The 17,129-nt window shown below is 47.1% G+C and carries 13 protein-coding genes, 2 tRNA genes, 2 rRNA genes and 2 pseudogenes; 5 read left to right on the forward strand and 14 right to left on the reverse strand.

The window, feature by feature from the left end; translation table 11 throughout:
• Positions 1-20: 20 nt before the first annotated feature.
• The 5 genes and pseudogenes from phoU to L4C42_RS16610 form a co-directional block, all read right to left on the reverse strand.
• Positions 21-716, reverse strand: coding sequence for a phosphate signaling complex protein PhoU (phoU, locus tag L4C42_RS16595; RefSeq protein ID WP_338163601.1), 696 nt, complete (start codon positions 714-716; stop codon positions 21-23).
• Positions 717-754: 38 nt separating this feature from the next.
• On the reverse strand, positions 755-1,573 hold the full coding sequence (gene pstB, locus L4C42_RS16600) for a phosphate ABC transporter ATP-binding protein PstB (RefSeq protein ID WP_353497917.1): 819 nt from the start codon (positions 1,571-1,573) through the stop codon (positions 755-757).
• 2 nt (positions 1,574-1,575) lie between these two features.
• Positions 1,576-2,952 (reverse strand): annotated as a pseudogene (pstA, locus tag L4C42_RS16605) (phosphate ABC transporter permease PstA); the annotation flags it as partial.
• An 83-nt stretch (positions 2,953-3,035) separates the two neighbouring features.
• Positions 3,036-3,222: pseudogene (locus tag L4C42_RS23500) on the reverse strand (phosphate ABC transporter permease PstA); the annotation flags it as partial.
• 20 nt (positions 3,223-3,242) lie between these two features.
• Positions 3,243-5,447: an ABC transporter permease subunit gene (locus L4C42_RS16610; RefSeq protein ID WP_429761308.1), complete on the reverse strand. Its 2,205-nt coding sequence runs from the start codon at positions 5,445-5,447 to the stop codon at positions 3,243-3,245.
• Between the two features lie 287 nt (positions 5,448-5,734).
• Here L4C42_RS16610 and ppk1 point away from each other — a divergent pair, with 287 nt between their 5' ends.
• Both ppk1 and ppx read left to right on the forward strand, forming a co-directional pair.
• Positions 5,735-7,849 (forward strand): polyphosphate kinase 1, encoded by a 2,115-nt coding sequence (ppk1, locus tag L4C42_RS16615; RefSeq protein ID WP_353497914.1) that lies wholly within the window; start codon positions 5,735-5,737, stop codon positions 7,847-7,849.
• Positions 7,821-9,353: an exopolyphosphatase gene (ppx, locus tag L4C42_RS16620; RefSeq protein ID WP_353497913.1), complete on the forward strand. Its 1,533-nt coding sequence runs from the start codon at positions 7,821-7,823 to the stop codon at positions 9,351-9,353. The genes ppk1 and ppx overlap by 29 nt, the downstream gene beginning before the upstream one ends.
• Before the next feature lie 76 nt (positions 9,354-9,429).
• On the opposite strand, the gene L4C42_RS16625 is transcribed toward ppx, so the two are convergent.
• From L4C42_RS16625 to phoB, 3 genes are read right to left on the reverse strand one after another with little or no spacing between them, the layout of a single operon-like run.
• Positions 9,430-10,398 (reverse strand): PstS family phosphate ABC transporter substrate-binding protein, encoded by a 969-nt coding sequence (locus tag L4C42_RS16625; protein WP_418641735.1) that lies wholly within the window; start codon positions 10,396-10,398, stop codon positions 9,430-9,432.
• Entirely contained in the window at positions 10,398-11,696 is a 1,299-nt protein-coding gene (gene phoR / locus L4C42_RS16630; protein WP_418641736.1) for a phosphate regulon sensor histidine kinase PhoR, read from the reverse strand. The genes L4C42_RS16625 and phoR overlap by 1 nt, the downstream gene beginning before the upstream one ends.
• Positions 11,697-11,715: 19 nt before the next feature.
• Positions 11,716-12,405 (reverse strand): phosphate regulon transcriptional regulator PhoB, encoded by a 690-nt coding sequence (gene phoB, locus L4C42_RS16635; protein ID WP_042500693.1) that lies wholly within the window; start codon positions 12,403-12,405, stop codon positions 11,716-11,718.
• Between the two features lie 194 nt (positions 12,406-12,599).
• Between phoB and rdgC the strand changes: the two genes are divergently transcribed.
• The 3 genes from rdgC (at position 12,600) to L4C42_RS16650 (ending at position 15,310) form a co-directional block, all read left to right on the forward strand.
• On the forward strand, positions 12,600-13,508 hold the full coding sequence (rdgC, locus tag L4C42_RS16640) for a recombination-associated protein RdgC (protein ID WP_353497910.1): 909 nt from the start codon (positions 12,600-12,602) through the stop codon (positions 13,506-13,508).
• Positions 13,509-13,670: 162 nt separating this feature from the next.
• A complete protein-coding gene (gene trhP / locus L4C42_RS16645; protein ID WP_429761312.1) occupies positions 13,671-15,053 on the forward strand; it encodes a prephenate-dependent tRNA uridine(34) hydroxylase TrhP in 1,383 nt (460 codons plus the stop codon).
• A gap of 2 nt (positions 15,054-15,055) precedes the next feature.
• The gene (locus tag L4C42_RS16650) at positions 15,056-15,310 is read left to right on the forward strand and encodes a YfhL family 4Fe-4S dicluster ferredoxin (protein ID WP_042500690.1); all 255 of its coding nucleotides are present in this window, start codon (positions 15,056-15,058) and stop codon (positions 15,308-15,310) included.
• A gap of 33 nt (positions 15,311-15,343) precedes the next feature.
• On the opposite strand, the gene L4C42_RS16655 is transcribed toward L4C42_RS16650, so the two are convergent.
• The 6 genes from L4C42_RS16655 to L4C42_RS16680 all read right to left on the reverse strand — a co-directional run.
• A complete protein-coding gene (locus tag L4C42_RS16655) occupies positions 15,344-15,652 on the reverse strand; it encodes a hypothetical protein (protein ID WP_112460995.1) in 309 nt (102 codons plus the stop codon).
• 179 nt (positions 15,653-15,831) lie between these two features.
• On the reverse strand, positions 15,832-16,167 hold the full coding sequence (locus tag L4C42_RS16660) for a DUF1904 domain-containing protein (protein WP_353497907.1): 336 nt from the start codon (positions 16,165-16,167) through the stop codon (positions 15,832-15,834).
• Between the two features lie 280 nt (positions 16,168-16,447).
• Positions 16,448-16,524: transfer RNA gene (locus L4C42_RS16665), tRNA-Trp, on the reverse strand.
• A gap of 36 nt (positions 16,525-16,560) precedes the next feature.
• Positions 16,561-16,637: transfer RNA gene (locus L4C42_RS16670), tRNA-Asp, on the reverse strand.
• A gap of 40 nt (positions 16,638-16,677) precedes the next feature.
• Positions 16,678-16,794 (reverse strand): 5S ribosomal RNA (rrf, locus tag L4C42_RS16675).
• Between the two features lie 126 nt (positions 16,795-16,920).
• Positions 16,921-17,129: ribosomal RNA gene (locus L4C42_RS16680) — 23S ribosomal RNA — on the reverse strand; the annotation flags it as partial.

Here is a 17,129-nt window from a genome sequence, read left to right on the forward strand (position 1 = left end):
CTCGAAACGGAGGCGACAGATTACAAAATGTCCTTGATGGCCTTCTCATCTAAGTGGCGTACATCTTTCCCTTTCACGAAGTAGATAATGTACTCACAGATATTTTGACAGCGATCGCCAACACGCTCGATAGCACGTGCTGACCACATGACCTGAAGAATGTTAGGGATGTTCTTTGGGTCTTCCATCATATAGGTCATCAACTGACGGATCACCGCTTCGTATTCCGCGTCTAACTTATCATCCAGCTTGTAGACTTCTGCCGCCGCATCAACGTCCATGCGAGCAAACGCGTCAAGTACTTGATGCAGCATAGCAATGGCTTGTCGGCATAACGGCTCCAAAGAAACATGGAACTTTTGGTGCTTAGTTGATGGCTGCTCTATGGCTACACGCGCGATACGGGTTGCCACATCACCAATGCGCTCTAAATCCGTTATGGTTTTGATAATGGCCATCACCAAACGAAGATCTTTGGCGGTGGGCTGACGCTTGGCAATGATACGAGTGCACGCTTCATCGATAGACACTTCCATTGCATTGACTTTGTGATCGTCTCTTACCACTTTTCGGGCAAGCTCAATATCGTCTTTATGCAGAGCCTGCATTGCAAACGACAGCTGTTGCTCAACCAAGCCTCCCATGGTCAAAACGTGGGTACGAATAGACTCAAGCTCGGCGTTGAATTGACCTGAGATATGACGACCAAAATGCATGTGTGAAAATTTCCTGTTGTAACCCTAAAGCCTGTCAATCAGCCGTAGCGACCCGTGATGTAGTCTTCGGTTTGTTTTTCTATCGGTGAAGTAAATATAGTATCTGTATCGGCGTACTCTACCAGTTTTCCAAGATGAATGAACGCGGTATGATCACTCACTCGAGCCGCTTGCTGCATATTATGGGTCACGATCACAACCGTGTACTTGGTTTTCAGGTCGTTAATCAGCTCTTCAATAGTCAGAGTAGAGATAGGATCGAGCGCCGATGTCGGCTCATCCAGCAGCAATACCTCAGGCTCAATGGCGATAGCACGGGCAATGACCAATCGCTGCTGTTGACCACCAGATAACCCAAATGCGTTTTCATGTAAGCGATCTTTTACTTCATCCCACAGCGCAGCTGCTCGCAAAGAGCGCTCAACCGCATCATCGAGGTTACGACTGTTTTTGATGCCTTGCAGCCTGAGTCCATACACGACATTTTCATAAATGGATTTAGGAAAAGGATTCGGGCGCTGAAACACCATGCCTACGCGGCGGCGCAGCGTCGCTACATCGACTTTAGGATGATAGACATTGCCACCATGAAGCTTCACTTTACCTTCAACCGTGCACCCTTCAATCAAATCATTCATTCGATTAATGCAGCGCAGCAAGGTTGATTTACCGCAGCCTGACGGGCCGATAAACGCCGTAACTTGTCCTTTGGGAATACGCATCGATACATCATCCAATGCCTGCTTATTACCGTAGTACAAGTTCAAGTTTTCAATAGCAATGGCAGTTTGCTCATCACTTAGGTTGTTCACATCTAAAGGCGTTGGATAGCCCAGAGTCTGGTTGATAGAAAACATGGTTAATCTTGTCCTAGTGTGCGGTATTTTTCACGCAGGTTATTTCGTATCGCTATTGCCGTTAAGTTTAGCCCAACCACGACGGTAACCAGCAAGAACGAGGTTGCGTAAACCAATGGTCTCGCTGCTTCAATGTTGGATGTCTGGAAACCCACATCGTAAATATGAAAACCGAGATGCATAAATTTACGCTCAAGGTGCAAAAACGGAAACTGTGAGTCCACCGGTAGACTTGATGCCAATTTTACCACGCCTACCAGCATTAATGGCGCCACCTCACCCGCCGCGCGAGCAACCGCTAAGATTAAGCCGGTAATGATGGCAGGGCTTGCCATGGGTAGTACGATTCGCCACAGGGTCTCCGACTGCGTAGCACCAAGTGCAAGTGAGCCATGACGAGCAGACGTTGGAATACGATTTAAACCCTCTTCTGTCGCCACAATCACCACCGGCAGCGTCAAAATTGCAAGGGTCAGCGATGACCATAGCAGGCCTGGCGTTCCAAACGTTGGCGCCGGCAACCGCTCGGCATAAAACAAAGAATCGATAGAGCCGCCAATGGTGTAGACAAAAAAACCCAATCCAAATACACCATAAACAATCGACGGCACACCTGCCAAGTTGATAACCCCGACCCGTATCATGCGCGTCAGTAAATTGTTCTCAGCGTATTCGTGCAAATACACCGCCACCAGCACACCGAGCGGCATCACCATGACCGACATGATAATCACCAGCAGTACGGTGCCAAAGATTGCAGGAAACACGCCACCTTCAGAGTTCGATTCACGCGGATCATCCGATAAGAACTTCCAAACCTGATGTCCCCAATGAGAAAGCTTATCGGCGTAGCTCATTTGATTCGGATACCAAAAATCCAACACGCGATTGAGGCCAATTTCTAATCGCTCGCCGCGCATATCTTCGACAACCAAAGTTTTGCTCGCTAACTCAGCCCTTAGCTCGTCAAGCTCAATGTCAGTTTGGCTCAGTTGCTCCCGGATGATCGCATTTTGCTGCTGATAGCGAAGCGTTAACTCTTCCGTCAGCACGCCATTCAAGCTATCACGGCGCTGCTTCAAACGCAGAGCTTCAAGTTGGTGATTCAATCCTTTTAATCGGCGCTCGGTAATACCGTCTATGCGATCGCGGATCAGCGCGATCTGTTGAAGCTCAAACGTTAACGTCTCGGCTATCGCCGTTTCTTGTAGCCCCTCTACACCTTTAAGATCAAGGATACGACCGAAGAAGTTTCCGCCACGAGTACGTTCAATCACCACCAGATCCGCTGGAGTCTGAGAATCATGAAGCTGTGATGAAAGCAGAGACACAAAGTCGATGCCATACAAATCTCGGTTGGCCACTTTGATGCTATAGCGCTCTACCTTACCCTGCTCTAGGATGTCAGTTGGTAGCAACAACTGTGCGTTAGGAATATTGTAAGTGGGTACCCAAGTCTTTGAATAGACTTGCCCAATTAATGCCCCGCCTTGGTCATCTTGCCACTGATAGAGCGGCGCTGGCCAAAAGTAGGTCAGCCCTCGCCAACCGATAAGCAGCAATAAACCAAGCACGGAAATCAAGCTGATGCTGACCGCGCCACCTGTGAGCCAAACCCAAGGTGATCCAGATTTGAACCACTTAAACATGTTCCGACTCCCCTACACAATTAAAGCGCACTGTATTTCTCCCGGAGTCGTTGTCTCACCCACTCTGCTAGCGAGTTGACCACAAAGGTAAAGCTAAACAAGATGAGCGCGATCAAGAACAGCAAACGATAATGACTGCTGCCAACTTCTGATTCTGGTAACTCAACGGCCATGGTGGCCGACAGCGTCCTCATGCCTTCAAAAATATTCCAATCGAGGATCGGCGTATTACCCGTTGCCATCAGCACGATCATCGTCTCGCCAACAGCGCGTCCTAATCCCATCATAACCGCAGAGAAAATGCCTGGGCTGGCGGTAAGCAGCACTACATAGATCAGTGTTTGCCACTGTGTCGCTCCCAATGCTAGTGAGCCATCAGACAAGTGTTTTGGTACGGAGAAAATAGCATCTTCGGCAATGGTGAAAATAGTTGGAATAACCGCAAAGCCCATAGCAAAACCGACCACTAGAGCGTTTCGCTGATCGAAATCAATCCCATGTGTCGCGAGAAATACCCTTGCATCACCATTGAACAACATCACTTCCATATCACTAGAGAACGTCATCGCCAAATAGATGGCAATCAAGATGACAGGTATTAGGGTGAAAGGATGTAAGCCGCTTGGCAGCTTTGATGTGTACGCTTTAGGGATGGTGTACCACACTGCACCAGACAACAAAGAGAGCAACGGCAATGCCAACAGCAACAGCAAAATCGCTGGTAAATGCGTTTCCACGATAGGGGCGAACCAAAGTCCTGCCAAAAAGCCAATAATGACGGTTGGCAACGCTTCCATTAGCTCGATCGTCGGCTTAACCACACGGCGCATTTTCGACGACATAAAGTACGCGGTGTAGATGGCGCCAAACACAGCGATCGGCACAGAAAACAGCATCGCAAATAGAGCTGCCTTTATGGTACCAAACGCAATCGGAACCAGACTGTATTTGGCTTCAAAATCATCGGAAGCGGCGGTGGTTTGCCAAATAAACTCCGGCTCAGGGTAGCTTTCGTACCACACCTTTTGCCACAGTGCACTCAGCGAAATCTCTTGGTGCTCATTAGGTAGATAGGCGCGGTACATTGCACCCTCAGACAACACTAGCGCGTAATGGCCATTGTTGGACAAGGCGAAATCACGCACGTCTGAACTAGGCACTGGGCTCTCGGAAACGAGCTTTTCGCTCGTGGTATAGAGACTTTGCAACTTAAAGCTGTTTGACGCTGATTCAGAAGTCTGTGGACTCGCAAGCAGTACGTTGAAGCCCTTACTCGTAGCCTCTGCCGTCAAAAACGCGATATCAGCATCAAACTGAAATGAGCGAATCGGCGTAAGTTTACGCTCGCCTTCAATCAATACATCAAACCATTGCCAAACCTGCTGATTGTCATATTGCACCAGCAGCGAATATGCCCCAGACAACAAATGTACACCACTGACGTTGACACCATTCGGCGCCGATAAGTCAACCACCTCACGTGCGTATAGCGAATGTCCATTGCGGTTAATCACCACCAGCTGATTGCCGAAGCGAACATATAAGGTGCGACCATCTGGCGTAACGACCAGCTCTTTTGCGCCCTCAATCGTGGTTGGTAAGGTAGCAAAAGAGAACTCACCACTGCTTGATTCCGTGGCGTGGTGTGAATACCCAGCTTGCAGCATGCCGCGCTCATCGATACTAGCAATGACAGTTTCACCTTTATTGACCACTGCATTGACCAGCTTCGCGTTAGGCAGCGAGATCCATTGCTCCTCATCAAGATCAGGAACAATCAACTGTGCATCACCACTACTTTGATCCAGTTGTAATTTAGGTTTTAGCGCGGCGTAACGACCTTTACTATCCACCGCTAGCAGTATTTTTTCATCGACGGCCTGCAAGCGCACAATGTTATCTGGCAAACGATGTGAAGTCTGTTCACCCGTAACAAGCGACTGTTGGATATAACCACCATCGGCAAAAAAGAATAAGCCGTCATGACCACTATCGCTGACTAAGGTTAAAACTGGCGTTTCTGCAATATCAGAGCTGATCGCGGGCTGCCATGTGACCTCGTTATCGGAAAATAGAGGCAGTGTGACATAAGCTAAGTAGACGAAGATGAAGATAAGCCCAGCGAGTACACTCAAGCCACCAAATGAGACGATCCAACGCACCAAACGATCTTTGATCAGACGTTTTCTATCTTTGGTATGAAGTGAAAAATTGGCCGTTGCCATAATCTACTAATGTTCTCTTATGATGCAGTTTGAGTGTTATCAGGCGTTTGCCTTCAAGGACGAGAGGCAAGTGAACAGCATGCACGAATTGCCTCAACATAATATTTCGTTTAGATGACAGTTATATTACATAGCATCTAAGGTGCTGAAAATAATGAAATGTGTCGCGTTGCACGCTTTTTGAAATAAAAATGTCATATACAATCTCTAAGGTTCACGACAAGATTCATCTTACATTCCGCTTTGCTGCTTCCCAGTAGTGAGCCCAAACGTCGGTGGTTGAGTACATGAGCGCAGAAAAACTCTATATAGAAAAAGAACTTAGTTGGTTATCGTTTAATGAGCGCGTGTTGCAAGAAGCCGCGGATAAAACAGTTCCACTGGTCGAAAGGATCCGTTTTTTGGGGATCTTTTCCAACAACTTGGATGAGTTCTATAAAGTTCGTTTTTCAGACGTCAAACGTCGTATTTTGATCAACCAAGACCGCGGCGTTAATGACAACTCTAAACACCTGCTTGGGAAGATGCAAAGCAAGGCGCTCAAACTTAACCAGCGCTTTGATGAACTGTATAGCGAGCTGATCATGGAGATGGCTCGCCGACGCATTTTCCTCGTCAATGAAACTCAGCTTGATGACACCCAGCAGAAGTGGATTAAAAAGTACTTTAAAAAAGAAGTGCTGCCGCACATCACCCCACTTATGCTCAAAGACGACATTGATGTTTTACAGTTTCTGAAAGACGAGTACGCGTATATCGTCGTCGACCTTAAAACCAACGACAGTTCTCAATATGCGATCTTAGAGATCCCAACCGATCACCTACCTCGCTTTGTCATGGTGCCGGAGCAAAAAGGCAAACGCCGTAAGACCATCATTCTGCTTGATAACATTATCCGCTACTGCCTTGATGAACTCTTTCGTGGTTTCTTCGACTACGACGAGCTCAACGGTTATGCAATGAAAATGACCCGTGATGCAGAATACGATTTAAGCCATGAGGTTGAACACAGCCTGTTAGAGCAAATGTCAGAAGGGGTAAGCCAGCGTTTAACGGCAATGCCGGTACGCTTTGTTTACGAGCGCGATATGCCAGAAGAAATGTTAACCACGCTGTGTGACAAGCTGGGTATCTCGAACTACGACAGTTTGATCCCAGGCAGCCGCTATCACAATTTCAAAGACTTTATCGGCTTCCCTAATGTCGGTCGTGATTATCTAGAAAATAAGCCCCTGCCGCCAATGCGCTGCGCTGATTTTGACGGCTATGACAACACCTTCGATGCCATCCGCGCTCAAGATATTCTGCTCTACTATCCATACCACACGTTTGAGCACATTACGGAATTGGTTCGCCAAGCCTCGTTCGACCCTAAAGTGCTGAGCATTAAGATTAACATCTATCGTGTTGCCAAAGACTCACGTTTGATGAACTCTCTGATTGATGCCATGCACAATGGCAAGAGCGTGACTGTGGTGGTAGAACTGCAAGCTCGCTTCGATGAAGAGGCCAACATTGAGTGGTCAAAAGTACTGACCGAGAATGGCGTCCACGTAATTTTCGGTGCGCCGGGCTTGAAAATCCACTCTAAGCTGCTGCTGATAAGTCGACGCGAGGAAGGAGAAATCGTTCGTTACGCTCACGTAGGGACAGGGAACTTCCACGAGAGAACGGCACGGATCTATACCGACTTTTCGCTGCTCACTGCGGATCAAGAGATCACCAATGAGGTGCGCAATGTGTTCGGTTATATCGAAAATCCTTATCGTCCGGTCAGGTTTAACCAACTGATTGTCTCACCGCGTAACTCTCGTAAGCAGCTCTATCGCTTAATTGATACCGAGATCGCCAACGCACAAATCGGCAAAAGAGCGGCGTTGACGCTCAAAGTAAACAACCTTGTCGACAAAGGTCTGGTGAGTAAACTGTATGAAGCAAGCAGCGCAGGCGTAAAAATCAATATGATCATCCGTGGTATGTGCTCACTGGTACCAGGAATTGAAGGTGTCAGTGATAACATCAAAATTATCAGTATTGTCGATCGCTTTTTAGAACATCCTCGCGTTATTATTGCTCATAACGATGGTGATCCACAGGTGTACATCTCCTCTGCAGATTGGATGACGCGAAACATCGACCACCGAATTGAAGTGGCTGCACCTGTGCGAGATGAACGCTTAAAGCAACGTATTATCGATATCGTCAACATCCACTTTACCGATACGGTAAAGGCTCGTTGGATTGATAAAGAGATGAGCAACACCTATGTTCCTCGTGGTAATCGCAAGAAAGTTCGTTCACAAATTGCTATTTACGACTATCTTAAACAGGTAGAGAAGCAAACTAGAAAACGCAAACAAAAACTAGAACATAATGAGTCAAACCACGGACACGAACACTAAAGATCAACCGACGAATGACGTTATCACCAAAGATGTGGCAGCGATTGACCTTGGGTCAAACAGCTTCCACATGGTGGTCGCCAAAGTCGTCGACCAAGACTTGCAACTAGTCAGCAGGCACAAGCAACGCGTCAGACTGGCTTCCGGTTTGGATGAGCATGGAAACTTAGATGACGCCGCAATGGAGCGAGGCCTGGAGTGCCTCGCGATGTTTGCCGAACGTCTACAAGGCTTCGAGGTCGACAATGTTCGTATTGCCGCAACCCATACTCTTCGTATCGCAGCCAATGCCCATGTCTTTTTGCAAAAAGCTCGTGATGTTCTGCCTTTCCCCATCGAAGTCATTCCTGGTGAAGAAGAAGCACGTCTTATCTATGCCGGTGTTGCTCATACGCAAACCGAGTCCAACTCAAAGTTAGTCGTTGATATTGGTGGTGGTAGTACCGAACTTATTATTGGAAAGGCGTTTGAGCCTGTGCTGCTTAACAGTACTCAAATGGGCTGCGTCAGTTATACCAGTAAGTACTTCGCCAACGGTAAGCTTTCGTCTAAGAACTTCACCAAAGCCATTCTCTCGGCCAGACAACGCCTTGAAGCTTTGACGCCGCGTTACAAAAAGAAAGGCTGGGAAGTGTCGCTCGGCTCCTCTGGCACCATCAAAGCCATCAAAGAGGTGCTCGTTGGGATTGGCTATGAAGATGGCATCATCAATAATAAGCGACTTTATAAGCTCATCGACAAACTGTGTGAGTTCGACAGCATCGATGATATCGCACTGCAAGGACTAACCCCTGAGCGCAAACCTGTGTTTGCGGCAGGCGTTGCCATTCTCACCGCTATCTTCGAGAGTCTTAAAATCAAAGAGATGCACTTTTCTTCTGGTGCGCTGCGTGAAGGCTTACTATATGAAATGGAAGAACGTTTTGAGCGCTCTGATATTCGTATGCGCACTGCTGAGAACTTAGCCAAAAAACACTTTGTCGATCTTGAGCACGCCGCGCGAGTGCGAGGTCAAGCACACGAGTTTTTGAATCAAGTGCACGAGTCGCTGGGGCTTAAAAAGAAAAGTGAATTGTTCAGCTTATTGGAATGGAGCGCTCTGCTTCACGAAGTTGGACTGAGTATTAGTTATCAAGCCTTCCACCGGCACTCGAGTTATATTCTCAACCATACTAATATGCCTGGCTTTAACAGCGAACAGCAGTTGGTGCTCGCCACCTTGACCCGCTTTCAGCGCAAAGCGCTTAAACTGCAAGAGCTGCCTGAGTTTACCCTCTTCAAGAAAAAGCACATTGTCGGCCTAATTGGTATTTTGCGTTTGGCGATCATCGTTAATGGCCAGCGCAATGAGGAGCTGTTGCCACTTGAGCTTTCCATCGACGATGAGACTTGGACACTTACCAGCACCCAAAGCGACTGGCTAGAGCAAAACAAGCTGCTGCAAGCGGATTTACAAACCGAACAAATCTACTGGGAGTCAGCAGGCTGGAATCTTGTATTCTAAGCGCCTAGATGTGACTGACAACTAAAACTAAAAAAGCGGCAAATAGGCCGTTTTTTTTGTCCGTTAGAGCACCAGATTATTCGATACTCAGCCCCACTTTGGCCAATTCACCTTTTGCAAACTCAAGACTCACCGGAACATAGCCGTCTTTCTGAACGATCCGCTGCCCCTCTCGAGAATAGATATAACGAATATAGGCTTCTTCAATCGGCGAGAGAGCGCGGTTAGGGTCTTTATTCACGTACACATAGAGAAAGCGCGATAACGGATAATGCCCCGACTGAACATTCACCTGAGTCGGCAGTACGTATTGCTCCCCATGGTTGGCAATAGGCACAAGCTTAGCACCTGATACCTGATAACCAATCCCAGAGTAACCTATGGTGTTAATCGATGAAGCGACCGACTGCACCACAGAGGCAGAACCCGGCTGCTCATTAACATTACGTCTAAAGTCTCCGCCACATAGTGCTTTATCCTTAAAGTAGCCGTAGGTACCGGAAACAGAGTTGCGCCCAAAGATTTGAATCGCACGTTCATCCCAAGGTGTTTCAATACCAAGCTGCTTCCAAGTTTGCAGATACTCAGCCCCCCCACAGCGAAGGGTTGATGAGAAAATTGCATCAAGCTGCTTAAAGTTAAGTCCTTCAATCGGGTTGTCGAGGTGAACAAACAACCCAATTGCATCGATAGCGACTTTAAGCGCTGTTGGCTTATAACCATATTGGCGCTCAAAGGCTTCGATTTCACGCGAGCGCATTTCTCGGCTCATAGGGCCAAACTGCGCAGTCCCTTCGGTCAATGCCGGTGGCGCCGTCGACGAGCCAGAAGCTTGGATCTGCGGGTTCACATTTGGGTAAAGATATTTGAATTCTTCGAGCCATAATGTGGTCATGCCGGAGAGCGTATCTGAACCTACAGAAGAGAGGTTACCCGATACGCCAGAGAGCTTACTGTACTTGGGAAGTTCCTGTGCCAAAGCGGTGCCCGACAACAGTGCACACAACATTAATCCCTTAGCGACGCGCGCTACTAACGTCGTCATCACTGAACCACCAATCGTTCAGGTAAAATGAACGAGAACTTACTGCCCACACCTACTTCAGAGTGAATTTCCAAGTGTGAGTCGTGATGCGATAGAGCGTGTTTTACAATCGCTAAGCCGAGTCCACTGCCGCCAGTATCACGAGAGCGCGCCTTATCGACACGATAAAAGCGCTCCGTCAATCTGTGCAAATGCTGCGCTTCAATACCATCACCGGTATCTTCAACCTCTAGATGTGCACCTTGAGAAGACTGATACCAACGCACTTTGACATTCGCCCCTGGTGGAGTGTATTTCACTGCGTTGTAAACCAGATTTGAAATCGCGCTGCGCAGTTGATCATCATCACCAAATACGCGCAAGCTATTGTCGACATCGAAGCTGATCTTATGCTGATCGTCACCGCTTAAACTCACCGCTTCTTTTTCTAACACCTCAAGCATTGCGGGAACATTAACGACCTCATCAAGCTCGTGCATGGGTGCAGCTTCAATTTTCGATAACGTCAACAGTTGGTTAACCAAACTATTCATGCGGTTGAGCTGCTCAGTCATGACACCGTGCGCTTTGGTCCACATAGGACCGACAACCATATCTGGGTCTTCGGTCATCTCTAAGTAACCTTGCAACACCGTCATTGGCGTACGAAGCTCATGAGAAACGTTAGCAAAGAAGTTACGACGCATGCCTTCAAGCTGTTTCAGCTGGCTGACATCACGCACCACCATCAAGTGTTCTCCTTCTGTGTACGGCACAATACGCAGTTCGAGCATCCGCTCAACGTTTAGAGGTGAGCGCATCTCTAACGGTTCGGAGAAATCTTGCTTACTAATGTATTTGATAAAATCAGGCGTGCGGATCAAATTGGAGATAGGCTGCCCCGAATCATCAGGCCAACGGAATCCTAATAGATGTTGAGCGAGCTTGTTGCACCAAACGATATTGCCTTCACTTCTAAATACAACGACGGCATCGGGAAGCGATTCCGCACCGTTTTTAAAGCGGCGGATAAGGTTTGTTAACTCTTTGCGCTTGCGGCGCTGCCTTTGCTGAAGGCGATAGATGCCGTTAAATAACGACTCCCAATTTCCGGTACCGGATGGCGGGGTAAGGCGCTTTTCATCCCACAGCCAAGCAGACAAACGCAGCTGATTATGTAGGTGCCATATCAACTGCAAAACCGTGGCAACCAGAAGCAACCACGGCATGTATCCAAATATCCACCCAACGACAATCCATGGGGTGTAAAAAAAAGCCAGCTCCCAGGCCAGCTTTTTCCAGGTTAACCTTTCAACCATTTACCTCTCCAGTTCGATGCTAGCCCTTGGTTGAGAAACGGTAGCCAGCGCCTCGAACGGTTTGAATCAATTTATCATGACCTGCTGATTCAAGAGCTTTACGTAGGCGACGAATGTGTACATCGACGGTACGGTCTTCAACGTAAACGTTGGTGCCCCATACATTGTTTAGTAGCTGCTCACGGCTGTAGACGCGCTCTTGGTGAGTCATAAAGAAGTGCAGCATCTTAAACTCGGTTGGCCCCATATCAAGAGGCTGGTCATTCGCGGTAACGCGGTGAGAGACTGGGTCTAGCTTAAGGCCTTGTACATCAATCACATCTTCGAGTGCTGTTGGTGTCACGCGACGAATCACCGCCTTAAGGCGAGCAACCAGCTCTTTTGGTGAAAATGGTTTAGTGATGTAGTCGTCCGCACCCACTTCTAGGCCGCGCACTTTATCTTCTTCTTCACCACGAGCAGTAAGCATCACAACAGGGATATTGCGAGTCAGCTCTTCGCGTTTCATGTGCTTGATAAAATTAATGCCAGAACCGCCAGGTAGCATCCAGTCTAGTAGAACAAGATCTGGGAAAGGTTCAGCCAGTTTGTTAACTGCCGTATCGTAATCTTCAGCTTCTACAGCTTGGTAGCCTTTCTGCTCTAATACGAAACACAGCATTTCGCGAATTGGTGCTTCATCCTCGACCACCAGGATCCTTCTAGACATATCTGAATAACCTTTTGGAATCTAATCAACTTCATGCATTATCAAGAATTATTATGACACTTTTGTGACCATTGAAAACAATTTTTAATATAACTTTCGCACAAGATCTATTGCGATAATCGAGATTTAAGCTAGGACAATTTAAGCAAAATTGCCTATTATGTGCAGCTATCTATTCTAAAGGTGAGAGTAATATGTGGTTTAAAAACTGTTTGGTCTATCGATTCAACAAGGAACTTGAGTTTAATGCAGATAAGCTAGAGCAGCAGCTTGAAGAGTTTCGCTTTACTCCTTGTGGTAGCCAAGACAAACAGAAGTTTGGCTGGGTCACGGCACTGGGTAAGCATGGCGATATGATGACCCATGTTTCTGAAAACCGAATTCTACTGTGCGCCAAAAAAGAAGAGAAAATGCTACCTGCATCGGTTATCAAAGACTCTCTAGCTAGCAAAGTAGACGCACTTGAGACTCAAGAAGGTCGCCCTCTTAAGAAGAAAGAGAAAGACGATCTCAAAGACGAAATCATCATAGACCTTCTGCCACGTGCATTTAGCCGCAGCAATCTTACTCACCTTCTTATCATGCCGAAAGAAGGCTTTGTGATTGTTGATGCCAGTAGCTACAAAAAAGCTGAAGACGTGATTGCGCTACTGCGAAAGACCATGGGTAGCCTTCCTGTTATTCCAGCATTCCCAGAGCAGCCAATTGAGAACACGCTAACCGAATGGGTAAAAACCAACGAAGCACCAACAGGTTTTAACCTTCTTGATGAAGCTGAGTTGAAATCAGTCCTAGAAGACGGCGGCGTTATACGCTGTAAGAAACAAGAGCTGTCTAGCGACGAAATCCTTGGTCACATTGAAGCCAACAAGTTTGTGACTAAACTTTCGCTCAACTGGCAAGATCGTATCGAGTTTATATTAGCCGATGACGGCAGTATCAAACGCTTGAAATTCAGTGACGAGCTGAAGGATCAAAACGATGATATCCCACGTGAAGATGCTGCTGCGCGTATTGACGCTGACTTCTCACTTCTATGTGGTGAATTTGGTGCCTTCTTACCTAACTTGTACGACGCGTTAGGCGGCCTACCTAAGCAATAACCCCTTCTCTATCAAGCTCGCTTCTCAGCCCTAACTGTTGCTCTTGAGTAGCGAGCCTGATTCAAAACTTGGAAATCTCCCCATACTAGCGTAAAATTTGCGCCCCTTAGTGCCATTAGGTGGCACAACACTGACTTGTAATCAGATTAGAGATATAAAGCAATGTTTACTCCAGAACTTCTGTCACCAGCTGGCAGCCTCAAAAACATGCGTTACGCATTCGCATACGGCGCAGATGCAGTTTACGCAGGTCAACCTCGTTACAGCCTTCGTGTTCGTAACAACGAGTTTAACCACGAAAACCTAAAAATCGGTATCGATGAAGCGCACGCTCAAGGTAAAAAGCTATATGTGGTATGCAATATTCAACCACATAACTCAAAGCTAAAGACGTTCATCCGTGACCTTAAACCAGTAGTAGAAATGGGTCCAGACGCCCTAATCATGTCTGACCCAGGCCTTATCATGATGGTTCGTGAAGCCTTCCCAGATATGCCTATTCACCTATCGGTACAGGCGAACGCAGTAAACTGGGCGACGGTTAAATTCTGGGCTGCGAATGGCGTCGAGCGCGTAATCGTCTCTCGTGAGCTATCACTAGAAGAGATCCAAGAGATCCGTGAACATTGCCCTGAAACTGAACTAGAAGTATTCGTACACGGTGCACTTTGCATGGCGTACTCTGGTCGTTGTCTACTGTCTGGCTACATCAACAAGCGCGATCCAAACCAAGGCACATGTACTAACGCATGTCGTTGGGAGTACAAAGTTGAGAAAGCAACAGAAAACGATGCAGGTCAAATCGTAGAAGAGTTCACACCAGAAGCTCAAGCTGTTGAAGTCGTTGACGAGCGCCCAGAGACCACAATTGGTCGCGGTAAACCAATTGACGACGTTGTACTGCTCTCTGAAAGCCACCGCCCTGAAGATAAAATGGCGGCGTTTGAGGACGAGCATGGTACGTACATCATGAACTCAAAAGACCTACGTGCGGTTCAGCATGTAGAGCGTTTGACGAAGATGGGCGTTCACTCGCTTAAGATTGAAGGTCGTACTAAGTCTTTTTACTACTGTGCGCGTACTGCACAAGTTTATCGTAAAGCGATTGACGACGCCGTTGCTGGCAAGCCATTCGATGAGTCACTAATGGGTACGCTAGAAAGCCTTGCTCACCGTGGTTACACTGAAGGTTTCCTACGTCGCCACACACACGACAGCTACCAGAACTACGACTACGGCTATTCTGTTTCTGACTCTCAGCAGTTTGTTGGCGAGTTTACCGGTAAGCGTCGTGGTCACTTGGCTGAAGTAGAAGTGAAGAACAAGTTTATCGTTGGCGATAGCCTTGAACTAATGACACCGAAAGGCAACATTGTCTTCAACCTAGAAGCGATGGAAAACCGCAAGTCAGAAAGCATTGATGACGCGAAAGGTAACGGCCACTTTGTCTTCATCCCAGTACCAGAGGAATTGGATCTGGACTACGCACTACTTATGCGTAACCTAAACTCAGGACAAGATACACGTAACCCAACGGGTAAGTAATCATGGCGCTGCTCATTACTGACAAGTGCATTAACTGCGATATGTGTGACCCGGAATGCCCAAATGGCGCTATTACAATGGGCAGTGAGATTTTTGAGATCGATCCTGCTCTGTGTACTGAGTGCAAAGGCCACTACGAGAAACCAACTTGTCAATCGGTATGCCCAATCACGAAATGCATCATCACCGATCCCAATCATGTGGAAACGGATGAAGAGCTGCTAGAGAAATTCGTGATTATCCAAGGCATGGCCTAAACACTAAAAAGCCTCCAAATGGAGGCTTTTTTATTACCCAGACTTTTCGATTGGGAACACATTGCAGTACAACTCTTTCTCGTACTGTATCTCCAGCTTTTTGCGCCAGTTTTCCGCAGAGTTTATGGGAATCAAATAGAATTTCTCTCTGCTTGTATCAGTCACAAAGGCAATGCCATGTTGCATCAATTCGTAGTGAATGTCGTTTACAAACCCTAACGTAAAGCTTTGCCTACCAGATAATTGATTAATGTCCTCTCTGGTTAGGATCACTCCGTCTTTTTCCGTCGCGAACCTCTCTCTTAGCCATCGGGCAAACTGCCTTGATGATATCATTGTCATAACAGTAGTCCTTACCCAAAATCATAGGGGAACACCCCCTATAAAGCAGCAGAACAGCCCTAAGTAAGAAAACAATAAAACCTAGAAAACAACGACTAATCCACTGAAGTACTGATAACAATAGTCAACAACTAGCCACTTCACCAGTCGCATTTGTGAGAGCGATACCAATCAGTTAGTTAACCGTAATGGCTACCATTATCGTAATAGCTTGCAGGCTCAAGTGCGACGAATATGACTGCAACATCGAGCTCTTTGCCCAGAGCAGATCGGATCTGTTCAGTAATAACAACAGCAACCTTATCCTTCACCTCCTGCCCACGATCAAACCACAGCACTTCCACAAACGGATAAGCGTGACTTAACTTACCATCGAAGTAAAACGTTGAGCTAACGTGTTCAATAGTGAAGTCTTCTCTTGGGCAATCCATAAGCGGTTGAAGCTCGTCAACTAATGGGCTAGAAAGGGTTTTGACTATCTCTGACTCCAGAGCTCTAAAACGTAAATGGGGCATAATCATATCCATATATGTAATGATGATTATGAGTATATCAGTGAACTATAAGATTCGAGAATATAGGAGTGCGGAAACAAAAAAACTCTGACCTAAGTCAGAGCCTTTGAATACTACAGATGTAAAAAAGCCTCGTCGAAAGACGAGGCTTTAAAGATGGCAGGGGTGGACTGGGCCGGCATTCCGGAGGTTCGACCGGGCCGGCGACCCAGCTCCCAACACATTGCTTTGAAAAAGCAAAAACGAAAAAGGCTCCGACCTAAGTCAGAGCCTTTGAATATGGCAGGGGTGGAGAGATTCGAACTCCCAACACGCGGATTTGGAATCCGCTGCTCTGCCAATTGGAGCTACACCCCTGTAGTTATTTTTAAGACTTAACTTTGTCTAAATAAGTGGCGGAGTGGACGGGACTCGAACCCGCGACCCCCGGCGTGACAGGCCGGTATTCTAACCAACTGAACTACCACTCCGCAGTGGCATACTTGCTATTGCAAGTGTCCAAAATTCAAAGCCTGGCGATGTCCTACTCTCACATGGGGAAACCCCACACTACCATCGGCGCTATTGCGTTTCACTTCTGAGTTCGGCATGGAAATCAGGTGGGTCCACAACGCTATGGTCGCCAAGCAAATTCTGTTTTGCCTTCAGATTTTCTGAAAATCTGAAAACAATAAATTCGGAAAGCTGCTAATGCGTTCTCTACACATTCAATTTGTTCTTGCTTTGAGTCCATCAAAACCCTTTGGGTGTTGTATGGTTAAGCCTCACGGGCAATTAGTACAGGTTAGCTCAACGCCTCACAACGCTTACACACCCTGCCTATCAACGTTCTAGTCTCGAACAACCCTTTAGGACACTTAAAGTGCCAGGGAAGACTCATCTCAGGGCTCGCTTCCCGCTTAGATGCTTTCAGCGGTTATCGATTCCGAACTTAGCTACCGGGCAATGCCATTGGCATGACA

The sequence above is a fragment of the Vibrio wakamikoensis genome (genome assembly GCF_050337275.1).
GTDB classification, from domain to species: domain Bacteria; phylum Pseudomonadota; class Gammaproteobacteria; order Enterobacterales; family Vibrionaceae; genus Vibrio; species Vibrio chaetopteri.